General features: G+C 63.6%; 16 protein-coding genes. 11 read left to right on the top strand and 5 right to left on the bottom strand.

Annotated elements, in window-relative coordinates; genetic code table 11:
- The first annotated feature begins 43 nt into the window (after positions 1–43).
- From XH89_RS34715 to XH89_RS34700, 4 genes are all read left to right on the top strand, one after another.
- Complete coding sequence (locus XH89_RS34715; RefSeq protein ID WP_194464771.1) at positions 44–1,513, top strand: AMP nucleosidase; 1,470 nt, start codon at positions 44–46, stop codon at positions 1,511–1,513.
- Positions 1,514–1,634: 121 nt separating this feature from the next.
- A complete protein-coding gene (locus XH89_RS34710) occupies positions 1,635–2,249 on the top strand; it encodes a tetratricopeptide repeat protein (RefSeq protein ID WP_194464770.1) in 615 nt (204 codons plus the stop codon).
- Between the two features lie 104 nt (positions 2,250–2,353).
- A complete protein-coding gene (locus XH89_RS34705) occupies positions 2,354–2,629 on the top strand; it encodes a DUF1488 family protein (RefSeq protein ID WP_194464769.1) in 276 nt (91 codons plus the stop codon).
- 188 nt (positions 2,630–2,817) lie between these two features.
- Positions 2,818–3,522: a hypothetical protein gene (locus XH89_RS34700; protein ID WP_194464768.1), complete on the top strand. Its 705-nt coding sequence runs from the start codon at positions 2,818–2,820 to the stop codon at positions 3,520–3,522.
- A 26-nt stretch (positions 3,523–3,548) separates the two neighbouring features.
- Here XH89_RS34700 and XH89_RS34695 read toward each other — a convergent pair whose 3' ends face one another.
- A complete protein-coding gene (locus tag XH89_RS34695) occupies positions 3,549–4,031 on the bottom strand; it encodes a CinA family protein (protein WP_194464767.1) in 483 nt (160 codons plus the stop codon).
- Between the two features lie 166 nt (positions 4,032–4,197).
- On the opposite strand from XH89_RS34695, the gene XH89_RS34690 reads away from it, so the two are divergent.
- Genes XH89_RS34690 through XH89_RS34680 form a run of 3 tightly spaced genes read left to right on the top strand, consistent with a single transcriptional unit; the run spans position 4,198 to position 6,803 of the window.
- Entirely contained in the window at positions 4,198–5,256 is a 1,059-nt protein-coding gene (locus XH89_RS34690; RefSeq protein ID WP_194464766.1) for an amidohydrolase family protein, read from the top strand.
- Between the two features lie 24 nt (positions 5,257–5,280).
- Positions 5,281–6,390 carry an amidohydrolase family protein gene (locus XH89_RS34685; protein WP_194464765.1) on the top strand — a complete coding sequence of 370 codons (1,110 nt, stop codon included), beginning with the start codon at positions 5,281–5,283 and terminating at the stop codon, positions 6,388–6,390.
- Entirely contained in the window at positions 6,390–6,803 is a 414-nt protein-coding gene (locus tag XH89_RS34680) for a Rieske (2Fe-2S) protein (protein ID WP_194464764.1), read from the top strand. Before XH89_RS34685 ends, XH89_RS34680 begins: the two co-directional genes overlap by 1 nt.
- Before the next feature lie 133 nt (positions 6,804–6,936).
- Here XH89_RS34680 and XH89_RS34675 read toward each other — a convergent pair whose 3' ends face one another.
- Together XH89_RS34675 and XH89_RS34670 are read right to left on the bottom strand one after the other, a co-directional pair.
- Complete coding sequence (locus XH89_RS34675) at positions 6,937–8,283, bottom strand: MFS transporter (protein ID WP_194464763.1); 1,347 nt, start codon at positions 8,281–8,283, stop codon at positions 6,937–6,939.
- A gap of 137 nt (positions 8,284–8,420) precedes the next feature.
- Positions 8,421–9,314 (bottom strand): transcriptional regulator GcvA, encoded by an 894-nt coding sequence (locus XH89_RS34670; RefSeq protein WP_194464762.1) that lies wholly within the window; start codon positions 9,312–9,314, stop codon positions 8,421–8,423.
- 110 nt (positions 9,315–9,424) lie between these two features.
- Here XH89_RS34670 and XH89_RS34665 point away from each other — a divergent pair, with 110 nt between their 5' ends.
- Positions 9,425–9,628: a DUF1127 domain-containing protein gene (locus XH89_RS34665; RefSeq protein ID WP_194464761.1), complete on the top strand. Its 204-nt coding sequence runs from the start codon at positions 9,425–9,427 to the stop codon at positions 9,626–9,628.
- 70 nt (positions 9,629–9,698) lie between these two features.
- Complete coding sequence (locus tag XH89_RS34660; RefSeq protein WP_194464760.1) at positions 9,699–10,322, top strand: GNAT family N-acetyltransferase; 624 nt, start codon at positions 9,699–9,701, stop codon at positions 10,320–10,322.
- 247 nt (positions 10,323–10,569) lie between these two features.
- Here XH89_RS34660 and XH89_RS34655 read toward each other — a convergent pair whose 3' ends face one another.
- Positions 10,570–11,400, bottom strand: a complete 831-nt coding sequence (locus XH89_RS34655) for an enoyl-CoA hydratase (protein WP_194464759.1) — start codon at positions 11,398–11,400, stop codon at positions 10,570–10,572.
- Between the two features lie 121 nt (positions 11,401–11,521).
- Positions 11,522–12,223, bottom strand: coding sequence for an SDR family NAD(P)-dependent oxidoreductase (locus XH89_RS34650; RefSeq protein WP_194464758.1), 702 nt, complete (start codon positions 12,221–12,223; stop codon positions 11,522–11,524).
- Between the two features lie 258 nt (positions 12,224–12,481).
- Here XH89_RS34650 and XH89_RS34645 point away from each other — a divergent pair, with 258 nt between their 5' ends.
- On the top strand, positions 12,482–14,266 hold the full coding sequence (locus tag XH89_RS34645; protein WP_194464757.1) for an acyl-CoA dehydrogenase family protein: 1,785 nt from the start codon (positions 12,482–12,484) through the stop codon (positions 14,264–14,266).
- A gap of 42 nt (positions 14,267–14,308) precedes the next feature.
- Entirely contained in the window at positions 14,309–15,397 is a 1,089-nt protein-coding gene (locus XH89_RS34640) for a Zn-dependent alcohol dehydrogenase (protein WP_194464756.1), read from the top strand.
- The last annotated feature ends 82 nt before the right edge of the window (positions 15,398–15,479 follow it).

Genomic DNA, 15,479 nt, shown 5'->3' with positions numbered 1-15,479 from the left:
TGCTATAGTTCGACTCGAGCCCCAGCAACCCGGCGGTCGAACAATGCAATCTCCCCCCTCCATCGCCACCAAATCCTTCTCCGATGCATCGGCCGCCGTCGCCCGGCTCGAAGAAATCTACGAGCGGAACACCAAATTCCTGCGTGACCGGTTCGAGGCCTATGTCTCGGGCGAGGCGATCACGACGCGGGTGCGAGCCTATTATCCCTTCGTCCGTCTCACTACGGCGACGCATGCACGGCTCGATTCGCGTCTCGCCTATGGCTTCGTCGCGGGACCGGGCGTGCACGAGACCAGTGTGACGCGGCCGGATCTGTTCCGTGCCTATCTCACCGAGCAGATCGGCCTTTTGATCCAGAACCACGGCGTGCCGGTCGAGATCGGTGAATCCGTCGAGCCGATCCCGATCCACTTCGCCTATCGCCGCGACATCAACATCGAAGCCGCCATCACCACCAGCGAGAGTTCGCTCGCCACGCGATCGCTGCGCGATGCGTTCGACGTGCCCGATCTCGCCACCATGGACGATTCCATCGCCGACGGCACGTTCGAGCTTCGACCGGGTACGCCGGAGCCGCTGTCGCTGTTCCGCGCCGCTCGCGTCGACTACTCGCTGCGCCGGCTCTACCACTACACCGGCACCGACCCCGAGCATTTCCAGAACTTCGTGATCTTCACCAACTACCAGTTCTATGTCGATGCCTTCGCGCAAGCGTGCCAGCAGCGGCTCCAGTCCGGCGAGGCCGGCCTCGATGCCTTCGTCGCACCCGGCAATGTGATTACGCATAGCGGCGGCGCGACGAGCGGCGACGCGCCCGTGCGCACCCCGCAGATGCCGGCCTTTCATCTGGTCGCGCCTGATTGCCGCGGCATCACCCTGATCAATATCGGCACCGGTCCGTCCAATGCCCGCAACGTTACCGATCACGTCGCAGTGCTGCGGCCGCATGCCTGGCTGATGCTCGGGCATTGCGCCGGCTTGCGCAATACGCAGCGACTCGGCGACTACGTGCTCGCGCATGGTTATGTGCGCGAGGACCACGTGCTCGACCGCGAGCTGCCTCTGTGGGTGCCGATCCCGGCGCTGGCCGAGATGCAGGTCGCCTTGGAGCAGGCAGTCGAGGACGTCACGGGTCTGGAAGGTTTCGAGCTCAAGCGATTGATGCGCACCGGCACCGTCGCCAGCGTCGACAACCGCAACTGGGAGATCTCGGGGCCCGACGTGATCCGCCGCATGTCGCAATCGCGCGCGGTTGCGCTCGACATGGAATCGGCCGCGATCGCCGCCAATGGCTACCGCTTCCGCGTGCCCTACGGCACGCTGCTCTGCGTCTCCGACAAGCCACTGCATGGCGAGATCAAGCTCGCCGGCATGGCCAGCGAATTCTATCGTCATCGCGTCGGTCAGCATCTCGAGATCGGCCTGAAGGCGCTGGAGCGGCTCAAGCAGCAAGAATCGGAGCGGCTGCATTCGCGCAAGCTCCGCAGTTTCGCCGAGGTCGCGTTTCAGTAAACGACAACAGAACTGTCGTACGGCTACTTAGGTCTCCGCCGGTCCGGCGTCCGGAATATCCCTGCAGAAGCAGGGTTTATCAATTCGTCCGGGGCCGCTTGAAACAGGACAGGAGACAAACATGATCGCAGCAATGATCAAGCTCGTCGCACTGGGGACATTTGCGGCAGTCTTGCTGAACTCGCCGGTCTTTGCGGCGGGCGGAGGCGGCGGCGGAGGTGGTGGTTCCGGCAGCACCGATCCCTATGCCGGCGCCTATTCGGACCAGAAGGCTCAGCCGGCGCCGACCTATCCGAAACGCTCGGGCACCAAGGCAACACAGAAGGGCAAGAAGGCGGGCAACCAGTCAAGCATCGATGATCCCGCGTTCGCAGCCGGCTACCGCGTGGCTTATGACACGATCTACCTGCGTAACGACTATGCGGCCGCGATCGAGCAATTGAAGGCGCTCGGCCATGACGACCATCCCAATGTCGCCAATCTCATCGGCTATTCCTATCGAAAGCTCGGCAATTACGGGCAATCGCAAGTCTGGTACGAGCGGGCGCTGAGGGCAGATCCGAACCACGTGCTGACGTGGCAGTATTACGGACTGTGGCAGCTCGAGCAGGGCAATCGCGAGCAGGCGATGTATCATTTGAGCCGCATTGCTGCGATCTGTGGCACCGATTGCGAAGAGTATAAATCGCTGGCCGCGGCGCTGGAGAAGCCGACCGGCTCGGCCTTCGCCTATTGACTGCGGGTGGTGGTGGGACGCGACGCGCATCCCACCCATTCCATGGTGACAAGTCGCTCGAATTTCAGCATTGTCCGGCGCGGGGGCGCGACCGGGACAATTTGATGCCGCTGATGCGCGACAGGATTATCGGCCATGACCTTGAACGTCTGGCCTTCCGCTTCACCATGACGCGTGAGGACGAGATCGTGCAGTGTCAAATCAGCGACGCCGCGATGGACGAGCTTGCCGGCATGCAGGGCACCGAGAGCAGCGCGCGGCAGGCGCAGTTCACGTCGCTGCGCGAGACCATCGAGCGGATCGCGTCGGACCTCTACGACGAGGCGCCGCGGTTCAAAGGCTATGTGGTGCGGATCTTCGTGCGGCATTTGGCCCGATAGAGGGGCATGCGCGTAACTTGCCATGGCCGCGAAAGGATTCATTAAGGGCAGCCTGTAGTTGCAATGGATGGCGGGAGCGCGGCGTGAGATGATGTTGGTGCGCTCGTCCACGCCAATAGTCTCACATGACCAGAAGATCAGTCCTGCTGCTCGTTGTCGTCGCCCTGCTGGCCGGAAACCTGGCCTATGTGAACCTGTTCGGGCCGAGCGCGTTTGCACGCGATTTCGACCAGAACATCGCGCGGTTTCCCCTGGCAGCGTCGATCGCCCGCAGCGATCCCGGCCTCAGGGCGATCTTCCTTCGGGAGACTGAAGAGGCGTTCAACGGAGGTGGATGGCCCGCCGCCAATGGTGTGCTCAATACGATCGTTGCAGCCGAGATGGATGCCTATACCGACGATGAGCACATCATCGCTCTGGACCGGGCGCAACTGGCGGCGCTTCTGAAGCTCGCGAGCAATCCATTGGAATGCAAGTCCTACCTTTTGGCCGGCTTCCAGCGTGGTGAGTTTCCAGACGCGGCGCAGGAGTTCGCGGACCTCGCCTCGGCAGGTCACGCAGCCCTCGAAAACGGATTCGAGCGCAAGACGAATGGTGTTGCCCGCGCACAGGCGAGCGATGCCGAGCTCACGGCGATCGAAACACAATTGGCTCTTGGGCCATTCGCTGAGCTCACCCGACAGGAGCTTGGAGCCCAATCACGCTATCTCGACGGCAACCCTGAACTCATGTGCAGCGCTGCCATCAAGAGGCAGCTCAATCTGCTTTCAGCGGCCAGTGCCGACGCCGCTCACGCCTCACGGCTGCGCAGAGCCAGGCAGTGCAAGATCGATTTCGCCGAGGTACGCGCGAAGCTGTGCCGCGAGCCGGGCAACGGCTTGTCCTGCTCCTAGCACGGGTGCGTGAGCAGCAGCGTCGCTCATCCCTCGAGCTTCCTCAGCAATAGCCTCAGCGCTGTCGCCGCGAACACCTGCATGTTGCCGAACCGGTCGTTGCTCCCGGTCTCCAGCGTCATCACCTCGGCCGCAGGTCCCGCGACCGCCATGCAACTGTGGCCGGCCGCATCGCCGTAACGATTGCCCGCGGGACCGGCCGCGCCGGTCTCGGACAGGCCCCAGTCGGAGTTGAAGCGGCCGCGCATCTGTTCGGCCAGAAGTCTTGCATAGGGCTCCGAGGACGAACGAAAGCCTTTCATTCCTTCGTCCGAAATATCCATCAGCGCGCGCCTGGCGTCGCGGGTATAGACCACCGCGCCGCCGAGGAAATATGCGGACGCCCCGGGCACTGCGAGCAGGCTCGCTGAGATCAGGCCGCCCGTGGAGGATTCCGCGACCGCAATGGTCTGTTTGCGCGCGATCAGTGTCGCTGCGACCTGTTCCGCAATGCTGATGAGCTCTTTCATCGCCAAATCCCATTCCTTCGCAACCGAGCTCAGCTTTCCTAGCATATGACAGCAGCCTTGGCCGAGTTGCAGGCGACGGGCAGGCCTGCTTGAATGGCTGGTAAGACGGACGGCCAAGCGCCGCCCGCGACAAGACGCGACGAGGAAACGTGAGAAGGGAGACGTCATGACGTCCCTGATCGCCGGCGGGGTGGATTGCGACGTGCATCCGGCCGTGCCGCATCTGACCAGCCTGCTGCCGTATCTGAACGACTATTGGCGCGACCAGGTGACGACGCGCGGCATGGTCGATCTCGTCTCGCAATCCTATCCGAAGAACTCGCCGATCGTGGCGCGGCCGGATTGGCGTCCCGAGTCGGGCAAGCCGGGCGAACGCCTGGAGGACATGCAACGGCATGTGCTCGATCCTTTCCAGCTCAGCTGCGCTATCTGCAACCCGCTCTATGGCGTGCAGATGGTGTTTTCCGAGGACATGCAGGCGGCCTTCTGCCGCGCGCTGAACGAATGGCTCGCCAAGGAGTGGCTCGATCGCGATTCCCGGCTGCGCGGCTCGATCGTGATCCCGACGCAAAGCGTCGAGAAGGCGGTCGCTGAGATCGAGCGCTGCGCGACGGACAAGCGCTTCGTGCAGGTGCTGATGCTGGTCATGGGCGACGTGCCGCTCGGAAAGCGCGCGCTATGGCCGATCTACGAGGCGGCAGAACGACACGATCTGCCTGTCGGTATCCACGCCGGTTCCGCCTATCACAATCCGCCGACCTCGGTCGGCTGGGGTTCCTATCACATCGAGGACTATGTCGGTCAGGCTCAGGCGTTCCAGACCCAGCTAACCAGCCTGATCGTCGAGGGCGTGTTCGCAAAGTATCCGCGATTGAAAATGGTGATGCTGGAGTCAGGCGTCTCCTGGATCTCGCCCTATCTCTGGCGCCTGCACAAGTTCTGGCGCGGGGTGCGGATGGAGACTCCCTGGGTCGATCGCGCCCCGCTCGAGATTGTGCGCAGCAACATCCGCTTCTCATTACAGCCATTTGATGCGCCGCCGCATGAGGCGACATTAATTCGCCTGTTTGATCATATGCAGTCGGACGAATTGGTCCTATTCTCCACGGACTATCCGCACTGGCAGTTCGACGGCCAGGACGCGCTGCCCGAGGGTCTCACCTCCGATCTCGTGCGCAAGATCATGATCGACAATCCGCATGCAACCTATCCCCGCCTGAAATGAGCCCGCTGCCAAGGAGGCAAGGCGATGAATATCCAGTTCCGCGAGAGCCAAGAAGCCGCTTCCCCTCTGATATCAAAGACCGCGATTGCGGACTGCGACATCCACCCGGCACGCGCGACCCGAACCGAGCTCTATCCCTATCTCGCCAAACGCTGGCAGCATCATCTCGACGTCTACGGCGTCCACGCCTATCAAGGCATGATGGAAGGCCCGCCCTATCCGAAGGCGCAGCCCAACGCTTCGCGCCGCGATGCCTGGCCGCCGGAAGGCGGCCCGCAGGGGTCCTCGCTCTCCTTCATGCAGAAGCAGCTGCTCGATCCGAACAATGTGCAGTTGGGCGTGCTCAACCCGCTCAACACCGGGCAGGGCATTCGCAATCACGAGCTCTCGGCTGCGCTGTGCTCGGCGATCAACGATTGGCAGATCGACAAATGGACCAGCAAGGACAAGCGGCTGAAAGCCTCGATCGTCGTCGGCAATGAAGACGGCCTGTCGGCCGCCGCCGAAATTCGCGAGCGTGCCGGCGACAAGAACTTCGTCCAGGTGCTGCTGCTGAGCCGCAATGTCGAGCCGCTCGGCCAGCGCCGCTACTGGCCGATCTACCAGGCCGCGGAGGAAGCGGGCCTGCCGGTCGGCGTCCACGCCTTCGGCTTTGGCGGCAATCCGATCACGCCGTCGGGCTGGCCGTCCTATTACATCGAGGAGATGGTGGGGCATTCGCAATGTCAGCAATCGGCGCTGGCGAGCCTCGTGCTGGAGGGCGTGTTCGAGCGCTTCCCGAAACTGAAGATGGTGATGATCGAGGCCGGCTTCGGCTGGGCGCCGTCGCTGGCGTGGCGTCTGGACAAGGTCTGGCAGCGGCTGCGCAGCGAGGTGCCGCATGTGAAGCGGCCGCCGTCCGAATATATCCGCGAGCAGGTCTGGTGGACCACGCAGCCGATGGAAGATCCCGAAAGGCGCGAGGACCTGTTCGACGTGATCAACTGGATCGGCTGGGACCGGCTGTTGTTCGCGACCGACTATCCGCATTGGGATTACGACGAGCCGTCGCGTGTGCTGCCGGCAGGCGTGACCGAAGCCAATCGCGAGGCGTTCTATCTCGGCAATGCGAAGAAGCTCTACGGGATAAATTGATGGCGCGTCACGTCATTGCGCCGGTCGATGAGCTTCCGCCCGGCACGCGAAAATTTCTGGAGATTGATGGCCGACCGATCGCGGTCTTCAACATCAAGGGCGAATATTTCGGCTTGATGAACCGCTGCCCGCACCAGGGCGCGGCGCTGTGCGAGGGACCGTTGATTGGCCTTGCGCAATCAAGTGATCCCGGCGAGATCGAATACACCAAGCTGGGTGAGATCATCCGCTGCCCCTGGCACGGCTGGGAGTTCGACATCCGCACCGGCCAGTCCTATTGCGACCCCCGCCGCTTTCGCGTGAAGGCCTATCCGGCCCATGTCGAGCCCGGCACGAGCGTGGTGAAGGGGCCGTATGTCGCCGAGACTGTTACCGTGAAGGTCGAAAGCGACTACGTGGTGGTGGATCTGTAGTCCCCTGTCATTCCGGGGCGATGCGAAGCATCGAACCCGGAATCCATCGTGCGTCAGGGATACTGGGAGAAATGGATTCTCAGGTGCGCAATTGCGCACCATAGTTCGCGCTACGCGCGCCCCGGAATGACGATCAGCGTCCCGTCGCCGGCTCCACGGCCGTATCATAGACCGGCACGCTCTGCTTGCCGCCGCGGTAGACGATCAGCGCGGCGACGATGCCGAGCGCGGCGCCGAACATGAGCCAGTACGCCGGCGAGGCCTTGTCGCCATTGGTCATGCTGATCAACTTGGTCGCCACAGCCGGCGTCGATGTGCCGAAGATGCCCGCAGCCAGAGCGAAGGCGATCGAGAAGCAGGTGGTCCGGACATGTGCCGGCACGATCTCGACCAGGCATCCCAGCATCGTGCCGCTATAAACGCCGAAGTAGAACGAGAACATCATCTGCACGGCCAGCAGCTTTCCGAGAGTGGGGGCTGCCGCGAGCCAGGACAGCGCCGGGTAAGCCGTCAGGAATGACAGGACCGCGATCGTTACCAGCACGGGCTTGCGGCCGATGCGGTCGGATAGCGCGCCGCCGACCGGATTCCAGATGAAGTTGGTCACCGCAACGAGAAGAGTGACGAGCAATGTCCCGGTCGGTGAGAGGTTGAGCTGCTTGCCAAAGCCGGGGGCATACACCGTGATGAAGTAGAAGGTCGTCGTGGTCAGCACGGCAATCATCATGCCGAGGATGACGATGCGCCAGTTCGCGATCGCCGACGCGAACACTTCGCGCGCCGTCGGATGCTTCTTCATCGCCAGGAAGGCCGGCGTTTCCTCGAGCGAGCGCCGCAGGAAGAAAATGACGGGGATGATGATGCAGCCGACGAAGAACGGAATGCGCCACTTCGCGACTCCCCCGATGACATCCAGGAAGGTGTCGCCGGGAATGACTTCCCTGAGGACGAAGCCGATGATCGCTGCGACGAAGATCGCAACCTGCTGACTGGAAGACTGGAACGAGGTGTAGAAGCCACGATTGCCGGGTGTGGCGATCTCGGACAGGTAAACGGAGACGCCGCCCAACTCCACGCCGGCCGAGAACCCCTGGATCAAGCGGCCGATCAGAACGATAGCCGGGGCGGCAACACCGATCGCCGCGTAGGACGGGCAGAAGGCGATCACCACGGTGCCCAGCGCCATCAGCGCGAGCGTGAAGATCAGGCCCTGGCGGCGGCCGATACGGTCGATATAGGCACCGAGCACGATGGCGCCGACGGGGCGCATCAGCGCGCCGAGCCAGAACACGCCATACGCATTGAGCAGTGCGGCCGTCTCGTCTGCAGCAGGGAAAAACGCCTTTGCGATATCCTGGGCATAGAAGCCGAACAGGAAAAAGTCGAACTGCTCGAGGAAATTACCTGAGGTCGCGCGCAGAATCGCACCAAGGCGCGACTTGAGTGCGGGCGGATTGGTTGAAGCTGCTGGTCCAGCCATGGACATTGTTCCCCGTGATGACGTGGCCGGACCGGAACTCATTTCACGGCAGGCGACAGACTGCGACAATCTGGCCTACCCCTTCTCGCGGGGGACGTTGCGAGTCAATCGAATTTGCCGCGGAAGCTGATGATTTTTCAGGCCTTACTTTGCGTTGCCGCGACGATCCATTGGCGGAAGGCGGCGAGCTTCGGTGCCTCGCGGCGGCCCTCCGGCGAGACCAGATAGAAGCCTGCGTCCGCCGGCAGCGCGATCTTGAAGGGGACTACCAGCCGCCCCTTGGCGACGTCGTCCTGGACGTAGGAGGTCCGGCCCATCGCCACGCCCATGCCGTCGATCGCGGCCTGCACCGTCATGAAGGTCATATCGAAGGTAATGCCCGGCTGCCGTGAGATGCCGGTCGGCAGACCTGCCGCCGTCAGCCAGAGGCGCCAGTCGTCGCTGGTGGTGGTATGCAGCAGCACGTGGTCCTTGAGATCCTCAGGCGTGCGCAGCGATTTGTCGCCGCGTAGCAGCGACGGGCTACACACCGGAAACAGCTCGTCTGCCATCAGCCAATCGGCGCGCACCCCCTGCCACTGGCCTCTGCCGTAGCGGATCGCGGCATCGACATTGTCGCGCTGGAAGTCGACGAGGCTGGTCGAGGTGGTGATGCGGACGTCGATGCCGGGATGGCTCTCCTGGAAATCGGTCAGACGCGGCAGCAGCCATTTCGCGGCGAGAGAAGCGATCGTCGAGACCGTCAGCACCTTGTCGTCGTCCTTGCGCAGCAGCCGGTCGGTGGCGAGCCGCAGGTCGTTGAAGGCGGCGCGGACGCCCGGCAGGTAGTCGCGCGCTTCGGGGGTCAGCGCCAGCGCGCGGTTCTGCCGGATGAACAGGCGGATGCCGAGCTCCTCCTCGAGCCGCCGGATCTGATGGCTGATCGCGGTCTGCGTCACGTTCAGCTCTGACGCAGCCAGTGTGAAGCTGAGATGGCGCGCGGCGGCCTCAAACGCCCGCAATCCGTTCAGGGAAGGCAATCTGGCAGTCATTTGGCAGCAGGATGCATGAGCTTATTTCATGCGAAAGGGTACAAATTGTCGTTTGTCGCAGCGCATTCGAAGGCAGATATTAGCAGCCAACTTAGCTCCAGGAGCTGAAAATGTCTACTTTGACCCAGAATTCGATGACAAATCATCATGCGCCCGGTCTGATCGAGCAGATCGGCGAAACGCTGCATGTCTGGCACGAGCGCTACCGCACGCGGCGCGAGCTGAGCAATTGGACCGCCCGCGATCTTCACGACGTGGGCCTGTCCTGGACCGACGTCGCCTTTGAGGCCGACAAACCCTTCTGGCGGGCCTGATGGGCCGCCAGGCCGGCGCCGCCTGATCACAGGGGCGCCGGCGATCGCTCTGTCCTCGTGAGCACGCGTCATGAACACCTATCGTCTGGAAGAGCTGAAGCAATATTCGGACACGCTGCGCACCCGGCATGGCGAGGCACTGAACCTGCGGTTCGTCGAGCCGCGCGACACCGACGAGCTCCAGCACTATTTCCGCTCGCTTTCGACCCGCTCCCGCTACAACCGTTTCTTCGGTGCCCTCAGTGAATTGCCGAAAGGCCTACTGAACGATTTCCTGGAGGTCGGCGAGCGCGAACGTTTCACCGTGGTTGCGACAAAGATGGTCGATGGCTTCGAGACGATCGTTGCCGAGGCGCGCTATGCCCTCCATGCCGAGACGTCGACGCTCGAATTTGGCCTGTCGGTCGATGATCGTTGGCAGGGCCACGGCATCGCGACCGCGCTTCTGAAGAATCTCGAATGCCGTGCCGCAGCCCTTAGTGCCGAGCACATGTTCGGCGACACGCTGCGCTCCAACGAGACCATGATCTCGCTCGCGCGCAAATCAGGCTTCGCCTTCGTCAATCACCCTGATGACTGGAAGCTGGTGCGCTTCGACAAGGAGATTCACATCGCACCGAAGGACATTCCCTGCGCCAGCTGGCGCCTCGCCGCCCTTTCCCGTCAGGCCGATCGCCCCTCAGCCTCGGCCTGACTCGACTGCAAGCCCGGCCTGGCAACGCCAGCGCCGGGCATTTTTTTTGCTTGCAGATCCGTCATCCTCAGGCGCTCGTTCTGCGCGCTTCCGCAGAACGATCCTCGAAGGATGAACGGCCCTGATTTCGCTGCGGCGATAGTCGGGCCGTCGCCCTTCGAGGCTCGCTGCGCGGTGCTACGCACCGCCCGGCTCGCGCCTCAGGGTGACGGTGAAGCCGATCATGTGCGCGGTACATCCCGCACCCCTACTTCCCCGTGAACACCGCCTTGCGCTTCTCGATGAAGGCCTGCACCGCTTCCTTGTGATCGGCGGTCGTGGTCAGGCGCACCAGCCGTTCGGCCTCATGGTCGCGAGCGGTCTCGAAATCGAACAGCAAGGCCTCGTCGAGATTGTCCTTCATGTAGCGCAGCGCCAGGCGCGGCCCCTCGGCGAGCGACTTGGCCAGTGCGAAGGCCTCGCTCTGCAATTTGTCATCGGGCACGACGCGGTTGACGAGGCCGATCGCTTCCGCGCGCGTGGCATCGACACGATCGCCGGTGAACATCAATTCGCGCGCCCGCGCGGTGCCGACGAGGCGCGTGAGCAGCCAGGCGATGCCGTAATCCCCTGACAGCGCGATGCGGGCATAGCCGGTGGCGACGAAGGCCGATTGCGCGGCGATGCGGATGTCGCAAGCCATCGCGATGGCAAGGCCGGCGCCGACCGCGGCGCCGGGGAGGGCGGCGATGGTCGGCTTGCGCACCGACACCAGTGCGCCCGTCAGCAACCGCTGCCGCTCCTGGAGATCGGCGATGCGGTCTTCCAGCGACATCTCCAGCTTCCTGGGATCGCGATGCGCGCCCATGCCCTTGACGTTGCCGCCGGCGCAGAACGCTTCGCCTGCGCCGGTGATGAGCAGCGCGCCGACATTGGGATCCTCACCGCAGGTGCGGATCATCGTGCGTAGCGCCGGCGTCAGCGCGTCCGATAGCGAATTGCGCGCCTCCGGCCGGTTCAGCGTGATTACCGCGACGCGGTCGCGGATGACGCAGAGGAGCTCATTGGTGCCGGTATCGATGGTGGTTTCCATGGTCATTGTTCGCTCTCTCCCTTCGTCATTGCGAGCGATGCAATCCAGACTGTCTCCGTGGAAATAGTCTGGATTGCTTCGTCGCTTCGCTCCTCGCAATGACGGTTGTTGTCGCTACGTTATCGCCTCAAAACTTCTCCACCCAGGGCCGCAGCTCCAGCTCCCAGCTCCAGGCGCTGCGCGGCTGCTGCAGCACGCTCCAGTAGCTCGCCGCGATCGCGTCGGGATCGAGCATTGAATCCGGCTTGTCCGCTGCTTCTGTCCGCACCGCGCTGCGGATGCCGCCGTCGATGACGAAATGCGCGACATGGATGCCCTGTGGCGACAGCTCGCGCGCCATGCTCTGCGCCAGGCCGCGCAGAGCGAACTTGCCCATCGCGAACGGCGCGGATTGCGCATAGCCTTTGACGCTGGCCGAGGCGCCGGTGAACAGGATCGCACCGTGCCCGTTCGGTAGCATGCGCTTCGCCGCCTGCTGCGCCACCAGGAAGCCACCATAGGCACTGACCGCAATCGCATTGGCGACGTCGGCCGGGACCAGATCGACAAAAGGCCCGCGGGAGCGGCCGCTGGCATTGTAGACGACGAGGTCTGGCGTGCCGATCTCGCGCTCGACGAGGCCAAACAGGCGCTCGACCTCCTCAGGCTCGGTGGCGTTACAGGCGTAGGCCTTGGCGCCGGTCTCGGTGCAGAGCGCACCGAGCTTCTCGATCTTGCGCGCGGCCAGCGCGACGCGAATGCCCTGCTTGGACAGCAGACGCGCCAGCGAGGCGCTCAGGCCTTCGCCGGCGCCGACGATGAGGGCGATCTTGTATGTCGGGTGTTCCATGGGGTGATCTCTGGCGTGATATCTCGGGGACGGGACGCCGTTGATCTAGGTATCCGCCGCGCGGACAACCAGCCGGCGCCAAGGGCGGGCCGATCACAATTCCGCAGAGCGAATTGCTCCTTCACGGCGGTCATGCCTCCCTGACAATTTGCGGCTTTATCGGCTCTCGCGATGGGAGCATGATCGACATCATCTCGAGCGGCAAGCGCCAAAATAAGCGCCAAGAATTGCCGTCGGGCGGAAACGAAGAGGACGATCATGCACAAGTCGGTCACAGCGCAGCCGAAAGATGCCGCGACCGCACCTTCAGGCCTGCTTGCGCCCGACACGTCAGGCATGAACTTCTACCGCGCCGATCCGGCGCTGACGGACCTGCTGCGCATCCATCTGCCGGACCCGCTATTCCGCCACATCGAGCCGCATCTCGACCGTCTCGGCGAACTTGCCGGCGGCCGTCTCGACGAATGCGCGCGCCTCGCCGACCGGCACACCCCGGTGCTGCACCAGCGCGACAAGTTCGGCCGCGACGTGCAGTGGATCGAGTATCACCCGGCCTATCGCGAGCTTGAGAATGCCGCTTTCGGCGAGTTCGGCATCCACGCGCTCTCGCTCCGGAAAGGCATCATGGGCTGGCCGGACAAATATCCTGTCGTCGCCAAGCACGCTTTCACGTTCCTGTTCAACCAGACCGAATTCGGCATGGGCTGCCCGATCAACGTCACCGATGGCTGCGCCAAGCTGCTTTCGAATTTCGGCAGCGAAGCGCTGAAGGCGAAGTATCTGGACGGCCTGACCTCGACCGACATGAGCAAGCTCACCCAGGGCGGCCAGTTCATGACCGAGAAGGAAGGCGGCTCCGATGTCGGCACGTTGACCACGCGCGCCGTGCCGGAGGGCGATCATTGGCGCCTCTACGGCGAGAAATGGTTCTGCTCGAATGCGGATGCCAAGGTCGTGATGTTGCTGGCGCGGCCCGAGGGGGCGGGCCCCGGCACGCGCGGTGTCGGTCTGTTCCTGATGCCGCGCTTCCTCGATGACGGCGCACAGAACCATTATCGGATCGTGCGCCTGAAGGACAAGCTCGGCACCCGCTCGATGGCGTCGGGGGAGATCAAGCTCGAAGGCGCGGTCGCCTATGCCGTCGGCAAGCTCGACCGCGGCTTCGTGCAGATGGCCGAGATGGTGAACTCGTCGCGCCTCTCCAACGGCGTGAAATCGACGGCGCTGATGCGCCGCGCCTATCATGACGCGATGACGGTGGCGATGAATCGCGTGGTGTTCGGGAGCCGCATCATCGACCTACCGCTCGGTCGTCGCCAGATGCTGAAGATCATGCTGCCGGTCGAGCAAGCGCTGTCGATGAGTTTCCTGACCGCGGATGCGCTCGACCGTGCGGAAGCCGGCAGCCAAGATGCGGCAGCGCTGCTGCGCATCCTCACCCCGACGCTGAAATTCCGCGCGACGCGCGATGCGCGAAAAGTCTGTGGCGATGCGCTCGAGATGCGCGGCGGCATCGGCTATATCGAGGAATTCGCCACGCCCCGCCTGCTGCGCGACGCGCATCTCGGCTCGGTCTGGGAAGGCACCGGCAACATCGTCGCGATCGATGCGCTGCGGCGGGCCGTCGGCCGCCATGGCGCGGAATCCGCGCTTGCGGCCGATCTGCAAGCGCGGCTCGACGACAGTGCCTCGGTGCCGCAGGCCTGGCGCGACAATCTGCGCGGCCTGGTCGATCGCGCGGTCGGGTTTGCGCGCGAGGTCGCCAGCAAGTCCGAGAACGAGGCCGATGCGCGGCGCGCCACGAGCCTGCTCTATCATGTCGCCAGCGCCGTGGCGCTCGCCTGGGAAGCCCATCGCATCCACGAGATGCGCGGCGATGCGCGCCGGCTGTTGTTGTCGCGGCTGGTGATCGATCACCGGGTGTCCCCGAGTGATCCGTTCCGGCTGACGGAAAATGCCGTGCAAGCGAAGATCGCCGAACTGCTGCTCGGCGACAGCTCGGCCGGCATGAGCGAGGTTGGCGAACTGGTGCTGGCAGCGTAGGCTGCGCGCCACCAACCAGAAGAAAGCCGCAGGGAGTGCTCGATGAAGGCCGCCGTCCTCTACGAAGTCAACAAGCCGCTGGTCATCGAGGATGTCAGCCTGCCGAAGCCCGGTCCGCGCGAGGTGCTGATCCGCACCGCGGTCGCCGGACTCTGCCACTCCGACCTGCACTTCATGGAAGGCCTCTATCCGCATCCGCTACCCGCTGTGCTCGGGCACGAATCCGCCGGCATCGTCGAGCAGGTCGGCTCTGATGTCACTTATGTGAAGCCCGGCGACCACGTCGTCACCTGCCTGTCCGTGTTCTGCGGCACCTGCGACAATTGCACCACCGGGCGCACGGTGCTTTGCACGGACACCACGGTGAAGATGATGCCGGGCGTCTCCGACCGGATGCAATGGTCGAAGCCGGAGAAGCTGCACCAATTCCTGAATCTGTCGTCCTTTGCCGAGCAGATGCTAGTGCATGAGAACGCGATCGTCAAAATCAGGAAGGACATGCCGCTCGATCTCGCCGCGCTGATCGGCTGCGGCGTCATCACCGGCTATGGAGCGGTGGTGAATACCGCGAAGGTGACGGCCGGCGAGACCGTGGCGGTGATCGGCTGCGGCGGCGTCGGCATGGCCGCGATCAACGGCGCGCAGATCGCGGGGGCCGGCCGCATTATCGCTATCGACACCAATCCCGCAAAACTCCAGCTCGCAACCAAGCTGGGCGCCACCGACATTATCAATCCCGCCGACGGCGACGTGGTGAAGCAGGTGCGCGATCTCACCAATGGCGGCGTGCATCATTCCTTCGAAGTGCTCGGCCGCAAGGAAACCGCGGAGCAGGCCTTCGGCATGCTGGCCTCCGGCGGCACGGCCACCATCGTCGGCATGATCCCGTTCGGCCAGAAGATTGAGCTGCACGGTTTCGATTTCCTGAGGGAGCGCAAGATCCAGGGCTCGTCGATGGGCTCGAACCATTTCCGCGTCGACATGCCGCGTCTGGTCGATTTCTACCTGCGCGGCCGGCTGCACCTGGAGGACTGGATCTCGGCCAAGCTGAAGCTCTCCGAGATCAACGAAGGTTTTGCCAACATGAAAGCCGGCAAGACGCTGCGCAGCGTGATCGTGTTTGATAGCTAGGCGCTGGCACTGGTGCTCACCGGTGCCACTCCAAAACAGGTGTCATCGCCCGGCTTGACCGGGCGATCCAGTACTCAAGAGG

The sequence above is a fragment of the Bradyrhizobium sp. CCBAU 53340 genome (assembly GCF_015291645.1).
Lineage (GTDB): Bacteria > Pseudomonadota > Alphaproteobacteria > Rhizobiales > Xanthobacteraceae > Bradyrhizobium.
Note: the sequence above shows the minus strand (reverse complement) of the source record. Positions and strands in the feature narration are given on the sequence as shown.

Coding starts and splice junctions, on each gene's coding strand:
- XH89_RS34660 (WP_194464760.1), top strand. CDS start 9,699: ATGAACACCTATCGTCTGGAAGAGCTGAAGCAATATTCGGACACGCTG.
- XH89_RS34640 (WP_194464756.1), top strand. CDS start 14,309: ATGAAGGCCGCCGTCCTCTACGAAGTCAACAAGCCGCTGGTCATCGAG.
- XH89_RS34715 (WP_194464771.1), top strand. CDS start 44: ATGCAATCTCCCCCCTCCATCGCCACCAAATCCTTCTCCGATGCATCG.
- XH89_RS34685 (WP_194464765.1), top strand. CDS start 5,281: ATGAATATCCAGTTCCGCGAGAGCCAAGAAGCCGCTTCCCCTCTGATA.
- XH89_RS34665 (WP_194464761.1), top strand. CDS start 9,425: ATGTCTACTTTGACCCAGAATTCGATGACAAATCATCATGCGCCCGGT.
- XH89_RS34670 (WP_194464762.1), bottom strand. CDS start 9,314: ATGACTGCCAGATTGCCTTCCCTGAACGGATTGCGGGCGTTTGAGGCC.
- XH89_RS34705 (WP_194464769.1), top strand. CDS start 2,354: ATGCCGCTGATGCGCGACAGGATTATCGGCCATGACCTTGAACGTCTG.
- XH89_RS34645 (WP_194464757.1), top strand. CDS start 12,482: ATGCACAAGTCGGTCACAGCGCAGCCGAAAGATGCCGCGACCGCACCT.
- XH89_RS34710 (WP_194464770.1), top strand. CDS start 1,635: ATGATCGCAGCAATGATCAAGCTCGTCGCACTGGGGACATTTGCGGCA.
- XH89_RS34680 (WP_194464764.1), top strand. CDS start 6,390: ATGGCGCGTCACGTCATTGCGCCGGTCGATGAGCTTCCGCCCGGCACG.
- XH89_RS34675 (WP_194464763.1), bottom strand. CDS start 8,283: ATGGCTGGACCAGCAGCTTCAACCAATCCGCCCGCACTCAAGTCGCGC.
- XH89_RS34650 (WP_194464758.1), bottom strand. CDS start 12,223: ATGGAACACCCGACATACAAGATCGCCCTCATCGTCGGCGCCGGCGAA.
- XH89_RS34695 (WP_194464767.1), bottom strand. CDS start 4,031: ATGAAAGAGCTCATCAGCATTGCGGAACAGGTCGCAGCGACACTGATC.
- XH89_RS34690 (WP_194464766.1), top strand. CDS start 4,198: ATGACGTCCCTGATCGCCGGCGGGGTGGATTGCGACGTGCATCCGGCC.
- XH89_RS34655 (WP_194464759.1), bottom strand. CDS start 11,400: ATGACCATGGAAACCACCATCGATACCGGCACCAATGAGCTCCTCTGC.